At 71.5% G+C, this 17,070-nt stretch carries 14 protein-coding genes; 3 read left to right on the forward strand and 11 right to left on the reverse strand.

Annotated elements, in window-relative coordinates:
* Positions 1–1,143 precede the first annotated feature (1,143 nt).
* From uvrC to rsgA, 4 genes are all read right to left on the reverse strand, one after another.
* Positions 1,144–3,132, reverse strand: coding sequence for an excinuclease ABC subunit UvrC (gene uvrC, locus GUI43_RS28020; protein WP_112700145.1), 1,989 nt, complete (start codon positions 3,130–3,132; stop codon positions 1,144–1,146).
* A 187-nt stretch (positions 3,133–3,319) separates the two neighbouring features.
* Entirely contained in the window at positions 3,320–3,811 is a 492-nt protein-coding gene (locus GUI43_RS28025) for a Rieske (2Fe-2S) protein (RefSeq protein ID WP_112588362.1), read from the reverse strand.
* Between the two features lie 161 nt (positions 3,812–3,972).
* Positions 3,973–6,918, reverse strand: coding sequence for an excinuclease ABC subunit UvrA (gene uvrA, locus GUI43_RS28030; protein ID WP_091408018.1), 2,946 nt, complete (start codon positions 6,916–6,918; stop codon positions 3,973–3,975).
* 252 nt (positions 6,919–7,170) lie between these two features.
* The gene (rsgA, locus tag GUI43_RS28035) at positions 7,171–8,241 is read right to left on the reverse strand and encodes a ribosome small subunit-dependent GTPase A (RefSeq protein WP_112700146.1); all 1,071 of its coding nucleotides are present in this window, start codon (positions 8,239–8,241) and stop codon (positions 7,171–7,173) included.
* 178 nt (positions 8,242–8,419) lie between these two features.
* Between rsgA and GUI43_RS28040 the strand changes: the two genes are divergently transcribed.
* Entirely contained in the window at positions 8,420–9,136 is a 717-nt protein-coding gene (locus tag GUI43_RS28040; RefSeq protein WP_112603541.1) for a maleylpyruvate isomerase family mycothiol-dependent enzyme, read from the forward strand.
* 7 nt (positions 9,137–9,143) lie between these two features.
* Positions 9,144–9,797 carry an MBL fold metallo-hydrolase gene (locus GUI43_RS28045; RefSeq protein WP_112700147.1) on the forward strand — a complete coding sequence of 218 codons (654 nt, stop codon included), beginning with the start codon at positions 9,144–9,146 and terminating at the stop codon, positions 9,795–9,797.
* A gap of 204 nt (positions 9,798–10,001) precedes the next feature.
* On the opposite strand, the gene GUI43_RS28050 is transcribed toward GUI43_RS28045, so the two are convergent.
* Positions 10,002–10,610, reverse strand: coding sequence for a DedA family protein (locus GUI43_RS28050; protein WP_112588370.1), 609 nt, complete (start codon positions 10,608–10,610; stop codon positions 10,002–10,004).
* Positions 10,611–10,710: 100 nt separating this feature from the next.
* Positions 10,711–11,394 (reverse strand): class I SAM-dependent methyltransferase, encoded by a 684-nt coding sequence (locus tag GUI43_RS28055; protein ID WP_309251467.1) that lies wholly within the window; start codon positions 11,392–11,394, stop codon positions 10,711–10,713.
* A 193-nt stretch (positions 11,395–11,587) separates the two neighbouring features.
* Between GUI43_RS28055 and GUI43_RS28060 the strand changes: the two genes are divergently transcribed.
* Positions 11,588–11,791, forward strand: coding sequence for a cold-shock protein (locus GUI43_RS28060; RefSeq protein WP_007462771.1), 204 nt, complete (start codon positions 11,588–11,590; stop codon positions 11,789–11,791).
* A gap of 48 nt (positions 11,792–11,839) precedes the next feature.
* On the opposite strand, the gene GUI43_RS28065 is transcribed toward GUI43_RS28060, so the two are convergent.
* The 5 genes from GUI43_RS28065 to GUI43_RS28085 all read right to left on the reverse strand — a co-directional run bounded on the left by GUI43_RS28065 (position 11,840) and on the right by GUI43_RS28085 (position 17,030).
* Positions 11,840–13,120, reverse strand: coding sequence for an MFS transporter (locus GUI43_RS28065; RefSeq protein ID WP_112700148.1), 1,281 nt, complete (start codon positions 13,118–13,120; stop codon positions 11,840–11,842).
* Positions 13,117–13,692: an ArsR/SmtB family transcription factor gene (locus tag GUI43_RS28070; protein WP_112588376.1), complete on the reverse strand. Its 576-nt coding sequence runs from the start codon at positions 13,690–13,692 to the stop codon at positions 13,117–13,119. Before GUI43_RS28070 ends, GUI43_RS28065 begins: the two co-directional genes overlap by 4 nt.
* A gap of 108 nt (positions 13,693–13,800) precedes the next feature.
* Positions 13,801–14,676, reverse strand: a complete 876-nt coding sequence (locus GUI43_RS28075; RefSeq protein ID WP_112588378.1) for a hypothetical protein — start codon at positions 14,674–14,676, stop codon at positions 13,801–13,803.
* 158 nt (positions 14,677–14,834) lie between these two features.
* Positions 14,835–16,511: a CocE/NonD family hydrolase gene (locus GUI43_RS28080; RefSeq protein ID WP_112700149.1), complete on the reverse strand. Its 1,677-nt coding sequence runs from the start codon at positions 16,509–16,511 to the stop codon at positions 14,835–14,837.
* A gap of 3 nt (positions 16,512–16,514) precedes the next feature.
* Positions 16,515–17,030: a MarR family winged helix-turn-helix transcriptional regulator gene (locus tag GUI43_RS28085; protein ID WP_112588382.1), complete on the reverse strand. Its 516-nt coding sequence runs from the start codon at positions 17,028–17,030 to the stop codon at positions 16,515–16,517.
* Between the last annotated feature and the right edge of the window lie 40 nt (positions 17,031–17,070).

Consider the following 17,070-nt stretch of genomic DNA (forward strand, 5'->3'; position numbering starts at 1 on the left):
GGCATCCGACGCGGCGTACGCGGCGGTCACCGGTCCGGCGATAGCCCCACCGGTGAACGCGAGGCCAGCAGCGGTCAGAGCGGTCTTACGGATCAGATCGGTACGCATGATGGCGTGCTCCTCTGGCGTCGGGGGTGCCCGCACGGCAGTACAGGGGGGTGCGTGCCGTGCGGGGGAAGCTTTTGCCCGGTGACCCGCAACGAGGGGGTCGGCGTCGGGACAGGGTGTAACCGTTCGCGGTGGCAGGTCATTCCGCCTACCCGCGGGGGTCGGCCGTTGTGCTGCTCGGCCGTTCGGGGGGTGTAACCGGGGCGGCCCGGCGGGTGTTCCCGGCGGCTGCCCTGCCCGGCCGTTGTGCTGCTCGGGCGTCCGGGGGATGTAACCGGGGCGGCCTGGCGGGTGTTCCCGGCGGGGCCGGCGCACCATGACCCGGACTGTTGCGGTGGTCTGCCGGGTATAACGATCCGGCCCGGCCGCCGATTCCGCCGCCGGGGTGGCCCCGACCACCCGACACCCGACACCAAACCCGGCAAATCACCCACCTTGCCCGGGTCGGTGACCCCGACACGGCGGTCACGGCAGCCTGATCCACTCGGGTTCCTGAAAGTCGCGGTGTCCGGGTGGCGGGGATGCCCCAACTTCATGAAAGCCGAGTGGATCATGCCGATCTGCGCCGTTCGCGCGCCCCGAACCGGGCCGGACTCGGGGTCAGGACGGCGCGGATCGGTTCAGCCTGAGGTTGGTGCGCGGTGCGGACCGGCCCGACTCGGGGCAGGGCCGCGCGGGATCGACCCGACGCAGGTCAGCGCTCCTGTGAACCCGGCATCACGGCCATGGCGGCGTGATCGACTCGGGTTCACGGAAATCGCGGTGTCCTGGCGCCGGGGACACCCCGACATCATGAAAGCCGAGTGGGATCACGCCCGTCTGCCCCGTTTGTCCGCCCCCGGGCTCGCCGAGGCGGGGGCAGAGCGCGGTGCGAACCGCCGCTAGATCGTGCTCGATCCAGGAAACAGGCCCCTCCCCGCGCCACGAGGCCACTACATCCAGGAACGAGCACGATCATGGGGGCACGACCGCCCATCAAGGGGCGAGCAAGGACAGCCAGCGTGAGCCGATCGGCTGGGCGAGCGGGCACGATGCTCAGGTGCCGGGCTTCGCCTCGGCGCCGTCGCCAGCCTTCGTGTCCTTGTCGAGTGCGGCCAGGATCGCCTCGGCGGTGCGCCGCCCCACCCCTGGCACCTCGGTGATCTCTTCGACCGTCGCGGCCGAAAGTCGCTTGAGCGAGCCGAAGTGCCGCAGCAGCGCCTTGCGACGCACCTCGCCCAGGCCGGGTACGTGGTCCAGCGCCGACTCGGTCATCCGCTTGGAGCGGCGCTGCCGATGGAAGGTGATGGCGAACCGGTGCGCCTCGTCACGCACCCGTTGCAGCAGGTAGAGCCCTTCCGAGGTGCGCGGGAGGATGACCGGGAACTCGTCGTCCGGGAGCCACACCTCCTCCAGCCGCTTGGCCAGCCCGCACAGGGCCACGTCGTCGATGCCCAGGTCGGCGAGGGCCTGCGCGGCGGCCGCGACCTGTGGGGCGCCGCCATCGACGACCACCAGCTGCGGCGGGTACGCGAATCTTCGGGGCCGGCCGGTGGTCGGATCGATCAGGACGCCGACCTGCGGTTCGACCGCGTCCTGGGGGGCGGCCGGATCGTCGGCCGACTCCACGCCCACCTCGCCCGTCTCGGACCTCGCGTCCAGGTAGCGGGCGAAGCGGCGACGGAGCACCTCGGACATCGCGGAGAGGTCGTCGGTGGCGCCCCGGACGATGAACCGCCGGTACTCGCTCTTGCGGGGCAGCCCGTCCTCGAAGACCACCATGCTGGCGACCACGTCGGTGCCCTGGATCTGGGAGATGTCGAAACACTCGATGCGCAGCGGCGACGTGCTCATGCCCAGCGCCTCGCTGATCTCGTCCAGTGCCTTGCCCCGGGTGGTCAGGTCACCGGAGCGCTTGAGCTTGTGACGGGCCAGCGCGTCCTTGGCGTTGCGCTCCACCGTCTCCATCAGTGAGCGTTTGTCGCCACGCTGCGGCACCCGCAGCGACACCCGACTGCCGCGGTGATTGGAGAGCCACTCGGCCAGCGCGTCGGCGTCGGCGGGCAACTCGGGGACCAGCAGTTCGCGAGGCACGTCGGCCTCGCCGTGCTCGCCGCCGTACACCTGGGTGCAGAAGTGGTGCACCAGATCCCCGGTGGTCAGATCCTCGGTCTTCTCCACCACCCAACCGCGCTGGCCGCGGACCCGGCCGTCGCGGACGTGGAAGACCTGCACAGCCGCCTCGAGTGGGTCGTCGGCGAACGCGACGACGTCCGCGTCGGTGCCGTCGCCGAGCACCACTGTCTGCTTCTCCATGGCCCGGCGCAGCGCGGCCACGTCGTCGCGCAGCCGGGCGGCCCGCTCGAACTCCAGCTGCTCGCTCGCCTCGGTCATCTCACGTTCGATCTTGCGGACCATGGTGTCGGTGCGCCCGGCCATGAAGTCGCAGAACCCGTCGACGATGGCCCGGTGCTCCTCGGCGGAGACGGTGCCGACGCACGGCGCTGAGCACTTGCCGATGTAGCCCAGCAGGCAGGGACGACCGACCTGGCCGGCCCGCTTGAACACCCCGGCGGAGCACGTCCGCGCGGGGAAGACCCGCAGCAGCAGGTCGAGGGTCTCCCGGATGGCCCAGGCATGCGAATAGGGACCGAAGTAGCGCACGCCCTTGCGCTTGGCGCCGCGCATCACCTGCAGCCGGGGGTACTCCTCGTCGAGGGTGACAGCGAGATAGGGGTACGACTTGTCGTCGCGGTAGCGGACATTGAACCGAGGGTCGTACTGCTTGATCCAGGTGAACTCCTGCTGGAGGGCCTCGACCTCGGTGCCGACGGTGATCCAGTCCACCGACTCGGCGGTGGTGACCATCTGCCGGGTGCGCTCGTGCAGGTTCCAGACGTCGCCGAAGTAGGAGTTGAGTCGGCTGCGCAGATTTCGCGCCTTGCCGACGTAGATCACCCGGCCGGTGCCGTCGCGAAAGCGGTAGACCCCCGGTAGCTCCGGGATGGTGCCGGGTGCGGGGCGGTAGGTCGAGGGGTCAGCCACGCCGACAAGCCTAGTCCGCAGCACCGACAGCCCATCGCAAGCGTGATCCACTCCGCGTCTCGGAAGTCGGGGTGTCGGCACACCGCCAACACCCCGACTTCCTGAAACGCGAGTCGATCCTGCGACACCGGGTCGGCCGGCCGGTCAGCGTGCGGCGGCCGGGCCAGCCCGCCGGCCCCGGGTCGGATCAGGCCAACGAGATCTGGTCGCCGGTGACCTTGATGTTCTTCGGCGGCAGCGGCTTGGTGGCCGGGCCGGCCTTCACCGAGCCGTCCTCGATCGAAAACTTGCTGCCGTGGCAGGTGCAGTTGATGGTGCCGCCGTCGACGTTCGTCACCGGGCAGTTCTGGTGCGTACAGATCGGGCTGAAGCCCTTGAACTGGCCCGCCGTGGGCTGGGTGATGACCACACCGTCGGTGGCGAGGACCTTGCCGCCTCCGACCGGGATGTCGGCGGTGGTGGCCAACGACTGGGCATTCTGCCGGTCTCCGCCGCCGGCGTCGCCGGTGCTGGGCACGGCGGGGCCACCACTGGTGGGTGCGTCACTGCCGCTGCCGTTGCCGCCGTCGTCGCTGCCGCAGGCAGCCAGGACGACGGCCGCGCCGACCGCCCCGACGCCGGTGAGCAGGGTACGACGTGTCTGCGTACCCGGACCGGTCAGCGCCTGATCGTCACTCATGCCTCGCCTCTCTCTAGCCCGCTGCCGGTCGAAAGCCGGCCACACTTCTCCACACGGGCAACTGTGCCGGATGGTTCATCGCGGTACTCGTCCGACCCGGCAAATGGGGCGGGGCGGGTCGTCAACCGACCCGCCCCGCCCCGCGTACACGCACAGAGAGGTCAGCGCGCGGCGGCTGGCACCTTACGGCTGGCCCGCGCCTTGGTCACGCCGTTGGCCTTGGCGGCCCGGGTGGTGGCGGCAGCCGCACCCTTGGCCTTGCCGTCGAGCTTGAGCACCTGGCGCAGGAACTCGCCGGTGTGGCTCTCGGCCACCTCGGCGACCTCCTCGGGGGTGCCGGTGGCGAGCACGGTGCCGCCCCGGTGGCCGCCCTCGGGACCCATGTCGATCAGCCAGTCCGCGGTCTTGATCACGTCGAGGTTGTGCTCGATGGTGATCACCGTGTTGCCCTTGTCGACAAGCCCTTCCAGCACCATCAGCAGCTTGCGGATGTCCTCGAAGTGCAGACCGGTGGTCGGCTCGTCGAGCACGTAGACCGTCCGCCCGGTGGAGCGCTTCTGCAGCTCGGAGGCGAGCTTGACCCGCTGCGCCTCACCGCCGGAGAGGGTCGGCGCCGGCTGACCGAGGCGGACGTAGCCCAGGCCGACGTCGACCAGGGTCTTCAGGTGCCGGTGGATGGCCGGGATGGCGGAGAAGAACTCCGCAGCCTCCTCGATCGGCATCTCCAGCACGTCCGACACGGTCTTGCCCTTGTAGTGCACCTCCAGGGTCTCCCGGTTGTACCGGGCGCCCTTGCAGACCTCGCAGGGGACGTACACGTCGGGAAGGAAGTTCATCTCGATCTTGATCGTGCCGTCACCCGAGCACGCCTCGCAGCGCCCGCCCTTGACGTTGAAGGAGAACCGACCCGGGCCGTACCCGCGCACCTTCGCCTCGGTGGTCTCGGCGAAGAGCTTGCGGACGTGGTCCCAGACGCCGGTGTAGGTGGCCGGGTTGGAGCGCGGCGTCCGGCCGATCGGCGACTGGTCCACGCCGACGACCTTGTCCACGTGCTCCAGCCCGGAGACGCGGGTGTGCCGGCCGGGCACCAGCCGGGCGCCGTTGATCTGGTTGGCCAGCACCGCGTACAGGATGTCGTTGACCAGCGTCGACTTGCCCGAGCCGCTGACCCCGGTGACCGCGATCAGCTGGCCCAGCGGAAACGAGACGGTCAGGTTGCGCAGGTTGTGCTCCCGCGCGCCGTGCACCACCAGCTCGCGGGCCGGATCCTGCGGGCGGCGGCCCGTCGGTGTCGGGATCGACCGACGACCGGACAGGTACGCCCCGGTGATCGATTCCTTGTTCTTCAGCAACGCCGGCACCGAGCCGCTGTGCACGATCTTGCCGCCGTGCTCACCCGCGCCGGGCCCGATGTCGACGATCCAGTCGGCGGTGCGGATGGTGTCCTCGTCGTGCTCGACCACGATCAGCGTGTTGCCGAGCCCGCGCAGCCGGATCAGGGTCTCGATCAGCCGGTGGTTGTCGCGCTGGTGCAGCCCGATCGACGGCTCGTCGAGCACGTAGAGCACGCCCACCAGGCCGGAGCCGATCTGGGTGGCCAGCCGGATGCGCTGTGCCTCACCGCCGGAGAGCGTGCCGGCCGGGCGGTCCAGGGAGAGGTAGTCCAGGCCGACGTCGAGCAGGAACCGCAGCCGGGCGTTGATCTCCTTGAGGACCCGCTCGGCGATCATCTTCTGCCGGTCGGTCAGCTCGATGCCGGCGAGCAGGTCGGCGCACTCCCCCACGGACAGGTTGCAGACCTCGGCGATGCTCTTGCCGGCCAACGTGACAGCGAGCACCTCGGGCTTGAGCCGGGCACCGCCGCATGCCGCGCACGGCACGTCGCGCATGTAGCCCTCGTACTTGTCGCGGGACCACTCGGACTCGGTGTCGGAGTGCCGGCGCTCGATCCACTGCACCACGCCCTCGAAGCCGGTGTAGTAGGAGCGCTCACGCCCGTACTTGTTGCGGTAGCGCACGTGCACCTGGTCGTCGGAGCCGTGCAGGATCGTCTTCTGCGCCCGCGCCGGCAACGCCCGCCACGGGGTGTCGATGTCGAAGTGCTGGGCCTCGCCGAGCGCCTCCAGCAAGCGCAGGAAGTATTCCAGGTTGTGCCCGGTGGACCAGGGCTGGATGGCGCCCTCACGCAGGCTGCGCTCCGGGTCGGGGACCAGCAGCTCGGGGTCGACCTCCTTCTTGGTGCCCAGGCCGGTGCACTCCGGGCAGGCGCCGTAGGGCGCGTTGAAGGAGAAGACCCGCGGCTCAAGATCCTCGATGGCGAGCGGGTGGTCGTTGGGGCAGGCCAGGTGCTCGGAGTAGCGGCGCTCGCGGTCCGGGTCGTCCTCGGGGAGGTCGACGAAGTCGAGCAGGACCAGGCCGCTGGACAGGCCCAGGGCGGCCTCGACCGAGTCGGTGAGCCGCTGCTTGGCGCTCGGCTTGACGGTGAGGCGGTCGATCACCACCTCGATGGTGTGCTTCTCCTGCTTCTTGAGCTTCGGCGGCTCAGTCAGCGGGTGCACCACGCCGTCGACCCGGGCCCGGGCGTAGCCCTTGGCCTGGAGCTCGGCGAAGAGGTCGACATATTCGCCCTTGCGGCCGCGGATCACCGGGGCGAGCACCATGAACTTGGTGCCCTCGGCCATCGCGAGGACCCGGTCGACGATCTGTTGCGGGCTCTGCCGGGAGATGCGCTCACCACAGACCGGGCAGTGCGGCTCACCGATGCGGGCGTAGAGCAGACGCAGGTAGTCGTAGACCTCGGTGATGGTGCCGACGGTGGAGCGCGGGTTACGCGAGGTGGATTTCTGGTCGATCGAGACGGCCGGGCTCAGGCCCTCGATGAAGTCGACGTCTGGCTTGTCCATCTGGCCGAGGAACTGCCGGGCGTACGACGAGAGCGACTCGACGTAGCGGCGCTGCCCCTCGGCGAAGATCGTGTCGAAGGCCAGGCTCGACTTGCCCGACCCGGACAGCCCGGTGAACACGATGAGTGCGTCCCGGGGCAGGTCGAGACTGACGTCACGCAGGTTGTGCTCGCGCGCGCCACGGATGATCAGTCGGTCGGCCACTGTGCGTGTACTCCCGGGAGAAGATGAAGCGAAGGATCTGTCCCGCTCTGGGTGGTCTTGAGCGGTCGTGCGGGCGCGGAAAACACGCCTCGGCAACTCTAGCCCCGAGGTATGACAGTTTCCCTCGCCCGCACATTCCCCCAGCTCAGCCCGGTCGGCCGCGCCGCCCAGAAGCCCCGCTTACGCACCGCCCACAAGCCCGCCAGAGCGCCGCCCACCAACCCCGCGCATGCGCGGCCTACGAGCGCCCGGTCAGAAGCCGCCGGGTGCCGGCGGACGCGCGGCCCGACGCCGCGCCGAACGCCACCCGCCGCGTCGCTCCGCCGCCACCCGGGCCTCCCGCCGTCGGCTCTCGTGGGCCACCTCACCCTGCAGCCGCCGCCAGCTCTCCCACCGACGGGTGGAGAGCTCGCCGGTGTGCAGCGCCTCCCGGACCGCGCAGGCCGGCTCGCCGTCGTGGCCGCAGTCGGCGTACCGGCAACCCTCGGCCAGCCCGGCGATGTCGGCGAACGCCCGGTCGAGCCCGGTTGCGCCGTCCAGCAGGCCGACCGCCCGGACACCGGGCGTGTCGATCACCGCACCGCCACCGGGGACGGGTACGAGGGCCCGCCAGGTGGTCGTGTGCCGACCCTTGCCGTCCACCCGCCGGATCGCCTGGGTGGGCATCATCACCGCCCCGACGAGGGCGTTGACCAGGCTCGACTTGCCAGCACCGGACGGGCCGAGCAGACCGAGCGTGCGGCCGGGCGTCACCTCGGCGCGCAGCGGTTCCAGCCCGAGGCCACGTTCGGCGCTGACCGGCAGCACCGGCACCCCGGGGGCGACCGCGGCCAGCTGACGGGCCAGCGCGGCCGGGTCGGCCGCGAGGTCCGCCTTGGTCAGTACGACAAGTGGCCGGGCACCGGACTCGTGGGCCAGGGCGAGCAGCCTCTCGATCCGGCCCACGTCCGGCTCGGGGTGCACCGGCTCCACCACGGCGGCGGCGTCGAGGTTGGCGGCCAGCACCTGACCGCTGGCGTCCTTGCCGGCGGTACGCCGGATCAGCGCGCCTCGCCGCGGCAGCACAACCTCCACTGTGATGCGGCGGTCCGGCCAGTGGGTGAGCAGCACCCAGTCCCCGGCGCAGGGCAGCGCGGACGGGTCGCGCGCGGCGACGGTCAGCACCGCCCCACCCAGGCTGGCCCGGACCGGGCCGACTGCGGTGAGCACCGTGCAGACCCCCCGGTCCACCCGGGCCACCCGACCCGGCTGGTGCTCGCCGCGGCGCGCGGCGTACGCCGTCCGCTCGGCGTCCCAGCCGAGGGCGGTCAGATCGATCGTCATGTCATCCTCATCGGTGTCGAAGCTGGTGATGGCGGAACACGCGTGCCACGTCCGGCATGATCACCACCTCCGTCCGATGTCCCGGTGCCGCGTCTGCCGCTGACGGTAGGTCCCGCGCCGACGCGCCGAAAGCGATTTCCCCGACGACGGCGCGACGGCGGACCGCTAGGGTCGACGGGTGACCACGGATCCGCTGTTGCTGATGGGCGAGGTGGACGCGGCCACCAGCCGACTACTGCGTACCGCCGCTTCTTTCGACACCGCGGACCTGGCCGCGGCGTCGCTGCTGCCGGGCTGGACGCGCGGCCACGTGCTGGCGCACGTGGCGCGCAACGCCGACGGCTTCGTCAACCTGCTCACCGCGGCCCGCACCGGGGCGGCGCTGCCGATGTACGCCTCGCTGGACGCCCGCACCGCGGATATCGAAGCCGGTTCGGGCCGGCCACCGGCCGCGCACCTGGACGACCTGCGACGCACCGCGGACCTGTTCTCCGAGGCGGTCGCGGCGATGCCGGCCGACGCCTGGGCGGCGACTGTGCAGGCGCGTAAGGGCCCGTGGCCGGCGGCGCTGCTGGTGTGGGGTCGGCTGCGGGAGATCGAGGTGCACCACCTCGATCTGGCCGCCGACTACCGGGCCGCGGACTGGTCGGAGACGTTCGCCCACCGTCTGCTGCGAGAGGCGGCCAGTCATCACGCCACGGGGCCGACACCACCGTCGATCGTGCTGCGCCTCGACGGCAGCGAGCATGAGGTGGTGATCGGGGAGCGCGTTGACGCCCCGATCGTCGCCGGCCCCGCCCCCGACGTCGCCGCCTGGCTGATCGGCCGGGCCGACGGCGCCCTGCTCTCCGTCACCCCTGACGGTCCCCTGCCTACTCCACCGGAATGGATATAGAAACGTCATGACATACAGCGGAGACGTCACGCACGGCGGCGCACCGGCGGTTCGGGAGCTGGACGGGCTGACCATCAGCAAGCTGTCGGTGGGTCCGATGGACAACAACGCCTACCTGCTGCGCTGCACGGGCACCGGTGACCAGGTGCTGATCGACGCCGCCAACGAGGCGCCCCGGCTGCTCGAACTGATCGGTGACGGTGGGCTCACCGCCGTGGTGACGACCCACCAGCACATGGATCACTGGGTGGCGTTGGAGGAGGTCGTCGCCAAGACCGGCGCCCGGGCGCTGGTGCACGCCGAGGACGCGTCGGGGTTGCCGATCGAGTCGGAGCGGCTGACCGACGGCGACACAGTGGCGGTCGGCGACTGCGCGCTGGAGGTCATCCACATCAAGGGGCACACCCCGGGTTCTATCGCGCTGCTCTACCGCGACCCGGCCGGCAGCCCGCACCTGTTCACCGGCGACAGTCTCTTCCCCGGTGGGGTGGGTAACACCGACAAGGACCCGGAGCGCTTCGCGGCGCTGATCGGTGACGTCGAGCACAAGCTGTTCGAGCAGCTGCCGGACGACACCTGGTTCTACCCGGGCCACGGCAAGGACAGCACCCTGGGCGCCGAGCGCCCCGCCCTCCCCCAGTGGAAAGCCAGAGGCTGGTAAACAGCCGACCCCACCACCGAACAGAAGACCCGACGTCGACCAGGAACCACCAAGATCAAACCACACCGACGGCGGCGGCACCCCCGCCCCCACCCACCGCAACCCGGCCCCAGAGCCGGGCACGGCGCGGGCCCCAGCCCCCACCCACCCGCAACCCGGCTCCAAGCGCCCCCACACCCCCGTGCCCCCCGGCACGAAGACAACTCAGCCAACGACGGAGAACAACCGCCGCCGCGCCCCCAGCAACGCGACGGAAGCCAGCACCAGCCCGACCCCCATCGTGACCAGCAGCGGGCTGGGGTCGCCCGGCAGCAACCCGGCCACCGACCGTGACGCGGTGCCCAGGGCGAGGTAGAGACCGGCCCAGGCGGCCGCGCCGATCGTCGCGCAGCCGAGAAATCGGCGGTACGACATCCGCAGCCCGCCGGCGGCTAGTGGCAGCAGCGCGTTGAAGACCGGCAGGAACGGCGCGACCATCATCATCCGGCCGCCGCCGCGACGCAGGATTCCTTCGGCCGCTGTCCAGCGGGCTTCGCCGATCCAGCCACCGACGCGGCTGTCGCGCAGTCGGTCGGAGTAGCGACGGCCGACCAGGAAGCTCAGCGACCAGCCGGCCAGGCAGCCGATCAGCACCGCGGTGAAGGTGGCCAGCCCGGTGCTCGGGCGGCCGACGCCGACGGCGGCGAGGATCGCGACGTCGCCGGGGACCAGGACACCCAGCAGGGGTACGGCGTCGAAGAGCATGACGAGCCCGAGCGCACCCATCAGCAGCAGGATCGGTAGTTCTCCGATCTGGGCCAGCCATTGCGTCATGCCTTGACGCTATGGCCGTAGCGCCACTTCGGACATCGGGTCGTAGCCCCCAGTGACCCCTGGTATCCGCCTCGGGGTCGCCCCTGAGTCGGGGTCCGCCTCAGGCGGGGCGAAGCACCTGCACGTGGCGTAGCGACGAGTCGACCGACGGTTCGGTGGTGGGCACCGGGTAGTCGGCCAGCACGGTCAGGCGGTCCGTCGGTAGGTGCCCGCGGCCGGGGTCGCCGACCAGCACGTCGGCACCTGCGGCGGCGGCCCGCTGCAGGAAGGGCAGCATCCGGTCGGCCATCGCGCGGTCGTAGAAGACGTCTCCGGCGACGACGAGGTCGACCTTCGCTTCGGTGCTGTCGAGCAGGTCGTCCCCGGTGGCGTCGACGGCGACGTGGTTGGCCCGCGCGTTGAGGTTGACGGCGGCGACGGCGTACGGGTCGATGTCGTTGGCAATCACCTCCGCGGCGCCGGCGAGCGCGGCGGCGATGGCCACCAGTCCGGACCCGGCGGCGAGGTCGAGCACCCGGCGGCCGGCGACCAGCTCCGGGTGGTCCAGGAGGTGGCGGGCCAGGGCTTGTCCTCCGGCCCAGGCGGACGCCCAGTACGGCGCCGGCAGCGCGTGCCCGGCGGCGGCCTCCATCCGGGCCCACCAGACGATCGCGTCCTCGGCCAGGTGCAACCGCACCTCGGGGACGAACGGGGTGGGCATCAACCGGAGCCGGTCCAGACCGGCGCCGGGTGCGTGGATCTCGCGTTCCAGCTCGGTCAGCGCGTCGGCTGCGGCATCCCTCATCGGCGCAAGCATGCCCCAGCGGCGGTTGGTCGGGGCGCGTTTCGCATGCCGCCGCGCAGAGTTCACCCGAGTTCAGTCAAATACCTACGGCACTTCGGCCAGCGGATCGGGGTTTTGCCCGTTACTGTCGAACAGGTACGGGCGATCATCGGCCAGAGGCCGAGGGTCAGCCGCTTTGAACAGGGAGAGATGCATGGCAACCGGCACGGTTAAGTGGTTCAACTCGGAAAAGGGCTTCGGCTTCATCGAGCAGGACGGTGGAGGGCCGGACGTGTTCGTCCACTACTCCGCCATCGCTTCGAGCGGCTACCGGGAGCTCAACGAGGGCCAGAAGGTCGAGTTCGAGGTGACCCAGGGGCAGAAGGGTCCGCAGGCGGACAACGTCCGCCCGATGTAGCTCCGTGCCGGTGACGGCGGCCGGTCTCCGGCCGCCGTCGCAGCGCACTCAAGACGCCGCCGGGGCGGCGGGCAGGTCCCGCCGCCTCCGGATTGGCCCTACCAGCAGAATCAACGGGGTGAACGCCAGCCAGGCGGTCATCACGACAATTGCCGTCTGGACGCCGTAACGCGCGCCGATGGCACCGGCCAGCACGGCCGCCAACGGGATCGTGCCGTAGTTGAGCAGATGCATGCTCACCGTCACCCGGCCCAGCAGGTGGTGCGGCGTGTAGGTCTGCCGGAAGGCACCCTTGACCACGTTGCCGATGGCCACCCCGAGACCGATCAGCAGGCCGCCGAGGGCTGGCCAGGCCAGCCCGACGCCGGGTGCGGCGAGCGGGATGAGCAGCGCGGGCGGGCCGGTGAGCGCCGCCGCGATCAGCAGCGCCCGTGCGGTGCCGCAGCGCCGGGCCACAGTGGTGGCGAGTAGCGCGCCGATGATCCCGCCGGCGCTCATCACCCCGACGAGGCCACCCACCAGGCCCGGTTCGAGCCGCAGTTCACGGACCAGGAAGACCACCAGGACGGCCTGGTAGCCGGTCAGCCCGATGTTGCTGGCCGCGCCGAAGAGCGTGAGCACCCGCAGGTACGGGTCCCTGATGACGAAGCGCAGCCCCTCGGTGATGTCCCGGCGCAGCGATCGGGACCGCTCCGAGGGGCGTACGCGTGGTTCGCGGGTGCGGATGCGCAGTAGGAACACCGCGGAGAGCAGGAATGTGAGCGCGTCCAGCAGCAGCGCGGCGACGGCGCCGGTGAGCTGGGCGATCAGACCGGCGAGGCCGGGTCCGACGACGTAGCTCACAGTCTGGGTCGCCTGGAGCTTGGCGTTGCCCTCCGGCAGTTGCCCGGGTCGCAGCAGCACCGGCAGGTAGACCTGGTCGGCGGTTTCGAAGAAGACCCGGGCGGCGCCGGCGCTGAGGGCGACCACCAGCAGCTGCACGACGGTGAGCCGGCCCAGCAGTGCGGCGAGCGGCACGCTGAGGAAGGCCACCGCGCAGAGCAGGTCGCAGATCACCATCACCGGTCGGCGGGGCAGCCGGTCGACCCACGCGCCGGCCGGCAGGCCGATCAGCAACCAGGGCAGCCAGGCCGCGGCGGTGAGCACCGCCACCTGGAAGGTGCCGGCGTCGAGGACGGCGACCGCGACCAGTGGCAGCGCGACAGTGGTGACGTTGCTGCCGACGCTGCTGACCGCCTGGCCGGCCCAGAGCAGCCGGAAGTCGCGGTGCCGCAGCAGCCCGCCGGGCGGCCGGACGTCGGTGGTGGCGCCGCGGGTGGCGGTGGTCACGGTCGGGCCGGTACGCCGTGGACGAACACGAAGACCGGCCTGCGGTCGGCGTCGTCGTCGGGTAGCTCCCGGTCGGCCCAGCGCGCGAGGACGTCGATCATCTCGCGGCTCAGCTCGGCCAGTTCCTCGGGTGTGAGGCGTAGCCAGTGGTCGGTGGAGAACGGCGCGTCGTTCCAGGTGGCCTGGGTGCTCTCGTCGGCGGCGTGCCAGGCCCGGGCCAGGGCGACGTGCCGGTCCAGGTTGAGCGAGGTGGCGGCGTCGGCGACCGCTCGGGAGGCCGGGTCGGCGTCGAAGTCGGCGTTGGACCAGCGCAGCCCTCGGGTGACCAGGCGCCACCACCGCTCGCGCCGGTCCCGGGCCAACTCGGGCGCCTCGGTGACCAGGTCGGCGGCGGCGAGGACCTTGAGGTGGTGGCTGACGTTCGCGGGGGCCTGGTCGGTGCGCTCGGCGAGCAGCCCGACGGTGGAGGGCCCGTGGACCTTGAACACGTCCATCAGCCGGCGGCGCAGCGGGTGGGACATGGCGGCCAGCACCCGGGAGTCGGTGATCTGGCGTACGTCAGAGCTGTCCATGCCGACAGGATGACATTCGCAACAACTCTTGCGCAATGTCTATTGCCCAACAGTCGTTGCGGAATGCCACCAAGAGGGACGGCCCGGCGGCCTCGGGCCGCCCCTCGCTCAGGCGACCAGCCGGCGGGCCAGCTCGTCGGCGACCTGCTTGGCCATGGTGGGCGGGATGGCTGCGGCGATCTTCTCCGGCGTCAGCGAGGCCAGGACGCCCTGGACGATCGCCGGCTCATCGGTGAAGTCCCGGTTGGACAGCGCGGTCAGCGCCGCCTGCAACGCGCTCACCTGGGCGGCGAGCGACGTCAGCGTCGGGTGCGCCGAGACGAAGTTCGGGACGGTGGCATCCTCACCCATCGCCATCCGGGTGTAGATCTGCCCGATCGGGTTGCGGCCGTCCAGCACGGTGAGGTTCTTGTGGACGGTGGCCAGCCAGTTGTGTTCTTCGGGGGTCATGTCGTCGTCCTCCAGGAGTCCGATGGAGCTGAGGTAGCGGCGGAACAGGGGCCGCTGGTCGCGGCCCGCCTTGATGGCGTCGCGGAAGAAGCTGAAGTGGGTGTGCCAGCGGTGGGAGCTGTCGCCGGTGGTGCGCTTGCCGAGGCGGTCCCACCGTCTGACCGTGGTGCCGTCGGGGCTGTAGATGATCTCCCGGATGTCCCGGGTGTCGGCCGCGTTCGCGGCGCACTGCGCGACGCACCAGACCGAGAAGCTGGGCAGCGTGTTCGTACGACCACCGGAGCGGACGTTGAACTGGCCGACGTCCAGCGCCGCCGCGTCGAGGGTCAGCCCGGCCCGGTCGCGGGGCGACTCGACCACTGAGTAGTCGTTGGTGACAACCCGGTCCGATCCGCAGTGGTAGCCGCCCCGGTGGGCCGAGTCGCCGACGATGCCGACCTCGCCCGGGTCCAGGTCGTCCGGCCCAGGGGCGTTGTCGAGGTGAGTGAGAAGGAGGCTTCGGACGGCCAGAAGATTAGCCGGGGCCCGGGTCATGGGGTCCCCCTTTCCGAGAGGCGGGGACCGGGCACGACGTCACACCGCGTACGCGGTGCTGGGCTTCGGGCGAGCCCGGCCTACTGGTGCACGGCGCCGGGCGTTGGCTCAACCATAGCCCGCAGTTTCGCTAAACGCCCAGCTCAGAAGGGGTCTGTTCAGATTGGAGGTTGCGACGGGGCAGAGTGGACGACCGGCAGCAGCAGCGCCGAGGGGTGCGCCGGGTCGTGCAGAACCTGCCGCCAGCCGGCACGCAGCGTCACCGCCTTGCCGAGCGGCTCCCCGGTGCCGGGGTTGCGCGCCCACCGTGGATGGGCGCCGCCGGAGACCTGCACACGCAGTCGGTGCCCGGCGGCGAAGCGGTACGCGGTCGGCCAGAGCGGCACCGGAATCCGCAGCGCCCCGGAAGGGTCGGCCGGGAAGCGCTCGGGCGTGACCCGCACCAGGCCGTCGCACACGTTCCACGAGCGACCCCGGCGGTCCACGTCGCACAGACGAACGAAGACGTCCAGGTACGGCAGATCGCTGCGGACGTGGATCTCGGCGCGGACCGGGCCGATCACCTCGACCGGCGCGGTCAGTGCCGCGCTGGTGTAGGTCAGCACGTCAGCGCGGGCCTCGACACGCCGGTTGTCGACCGGGCCGGCCCGTTGGGCGACGAGCAGTGGACCGCCCAGCGACGGGGTGGGGTCGGCGGGGTCGTAGCGGAGTGCGTCCGGTGTCGACGCGACAGGTGGGCGTGCCGCCAGCTCGCCACCGGGTTGCAGGTGCCAGGCGGTCTCGACCGCCGGGGGTGGCCAGTCCGGCAGGTCCCGCCAACCGCCGCCGGCGCCGCTGACGTGGATGCGCACGGGCGGCCGGGCTGGTCCCGCCGCGACGGGCGATCGCGGCGCGGCCGGTAGGTGCTCGTCGAGCCAGGCCAACCCCTCGCGCAGCGCGGCCACGAACAGTCCGGGGCTGCCGTGCGTCCACGGGCCGATCACCAGGCGCGGCGGTGTGCCGGCGGCGCGCAGCACGGCGTGATCGTCGAGCTGGGCGGGCAGGAAGATGTCGTGCCAACCGGTGACCATGACCACCGGTGCCCGCACCTTCGCGACCTGGTCGGCGAAGACCCGCGTTCGCCAGTACGCGGCCTGCGGTGTGTGGTGGCGCAGCCACTCCTGGAAGAACGGGATGGTCACGCCGGTGGCCACCCGGTCGGCGTCGGCCAGGGGGAGGTGCTCCAGCGCGGCGGCCAGCCGGGGTTGCCCGCGCTTGAGTTCCCACTGCCGGGCCAGCCATGGCACGGTCTGCGCGTGCAGCAGCTCCGCCCAGGTCAGCACGGTGTCCAGGGCGAAGGACTCCCCCGCGTACGTCGAGTCGCGGGTGGCCGAGGCGGTCACCACGGCGACCATCGCGCGCAGCTCCTCGCCGGCGTCGGCGGCCAGTGCCCACTGGGCGAAGCCCTGGTAGCTGACCCCGAACATGCCGAGTTGCCCGGACCACCAGGGCTGGCGACGCAGCCAGTCCAGCGTGTCCGCGCCGTCGTCGCGCTCGTGCACCAGCGGGGCGAACGTTCCACCGGAGCCGCCGGTGCCCCGGCACGACTGGATCACCGCGTGTCGACCCCGGGCGGCGAGCAGCCGACCGAGCAGCCGCAGCGGTCCGCCCCGCCCGTAGGGGGTGCGGATCAGCACTGTCGGCGCGCCGCGGACGGCCGGGGCGTAGTGGTCGGTGCGCAGCACCACACCGTCGCGGGCCCGCACCGGGAGGTCACGGCTGACCCGCACCGGGCCGGGCCGGGTCGGTGGCAGGCGCAGCGCGGCGCTGGCGAGGCGGGTGACGAGGTCCGGCACCGGTCAGCCCGTGGGGCGGCGGGGTGACTCCGGCCGGGCCGCGCGGACCGCGTCGCGGTGCCCCCGCAGCGACTCGCTCATCTCCGCCATGAACCGGTGCACCAACTCCAGCTCGTCCTCGCTGAAGCGGGCCATCACCGTGTCGGTACGGGCGCCCAGCGGCCGGAAGAACTCCATGGCCAGGGCGGCGCCCTGGTCGGCGTAGTGCAGCAGCACCTTGCGCCGGTCGACGGTGTCCCGGTCGCGGCGGATGTGCCCGGCCCGTTCCAGCCGGTCGATCAGGGCCGTGACCGAGCCGGAGGAGAGGTTCAGCTGCTCGCCGAGCCGGCCGGGGGTGATCGGGTCACCGAGCAGCTCGGCGTCCATCACCGCGATCAACGCCTGCAGGTCGGTCGGGTTGAGACCGTGCAGGTTGGCGAAGGCGTGGCCGACCTGCTGGGCGTCCACCGCGTACCGCCGGAGGTTGTTGGTGATCTCCGCGACCAGCTGCTCGCGGCGCGTGTCGCGCCGTCGGTACATGCCGTGAGTCGCCACCTCGCGCCGCTCTTCCCATCGTCGG

This window comes from Micromonospora noduli, from assembly GCF_003264365.1.
GTDB lineage: Bacteria > Actinomycetota > Actinomycetes > Mycobacteriales > Micromonosporaceae > Micromonospora > Micromonospora noduli.

Coding starts and splice junctions, on each gene's coding strand:
- GUI43_RS28025 (WP_112588362.1), bottom strand. CDS start 3,811: ATGAGTGACGATCAGGCGCTGACCGGTCCGGGTACGCAGACACGTCGT.
- rsgA (WP_112700146.1), bottom strand. CDS start 8,241: ATGACGATCGATCTGACCGCCCTCGGCTGGGACGCCGAGCGGACGGCG.
- GUI43_RS28045 (WP_112700147.1), top strand. CDS start 9,144: ATGACATACAGCGGAGACGTCACGCACGGCGGCGCACCGGCGGTTCGG.
- GUI43_RS28050 (WP_112588370.1), bottom strand. CDS start 10,610: ATGACGCAATGGCTGGCCCAGATCGGAGAACTACCGATCCTGCTGCTG.
- GUI43_RS28055 (WP_309251467.1), bottom strand. CDS start 11,394: ATGAGGGATGCCGCAGCCGACGCGCTGACCGAGCTGGAACGCGAGATC.
- GUI43_RS28060 (WP_007462771.1), top strand. CDS start 11,588: ATGGCAACCGGCACGGTTAAGTGGTTCAACTCGGAAAAGGGCTTCGGC.
- GUI43_RS28070 (WP_112588376.1), bottom strand. CDS start 13,692: ATGGACAGCTCTGACGTACGCCAGATCACCGACTCCCGGGTGCTGGCC.
- GUI43_RS28075 (WP_112588378.1), bottom strand. CDS start 14,676: ATGACCCGGGCCCCGGCTAATCTTCTGGCCGTCCGAAGCCTCCTTCTC.
- GUI43_RS28085 (WP_112588382.1), bottom strand. CDS start 17,030: ATGTACCGACGGCGCGACACGCGCCGCGAGCAGCTGGTCGCGGAGATC.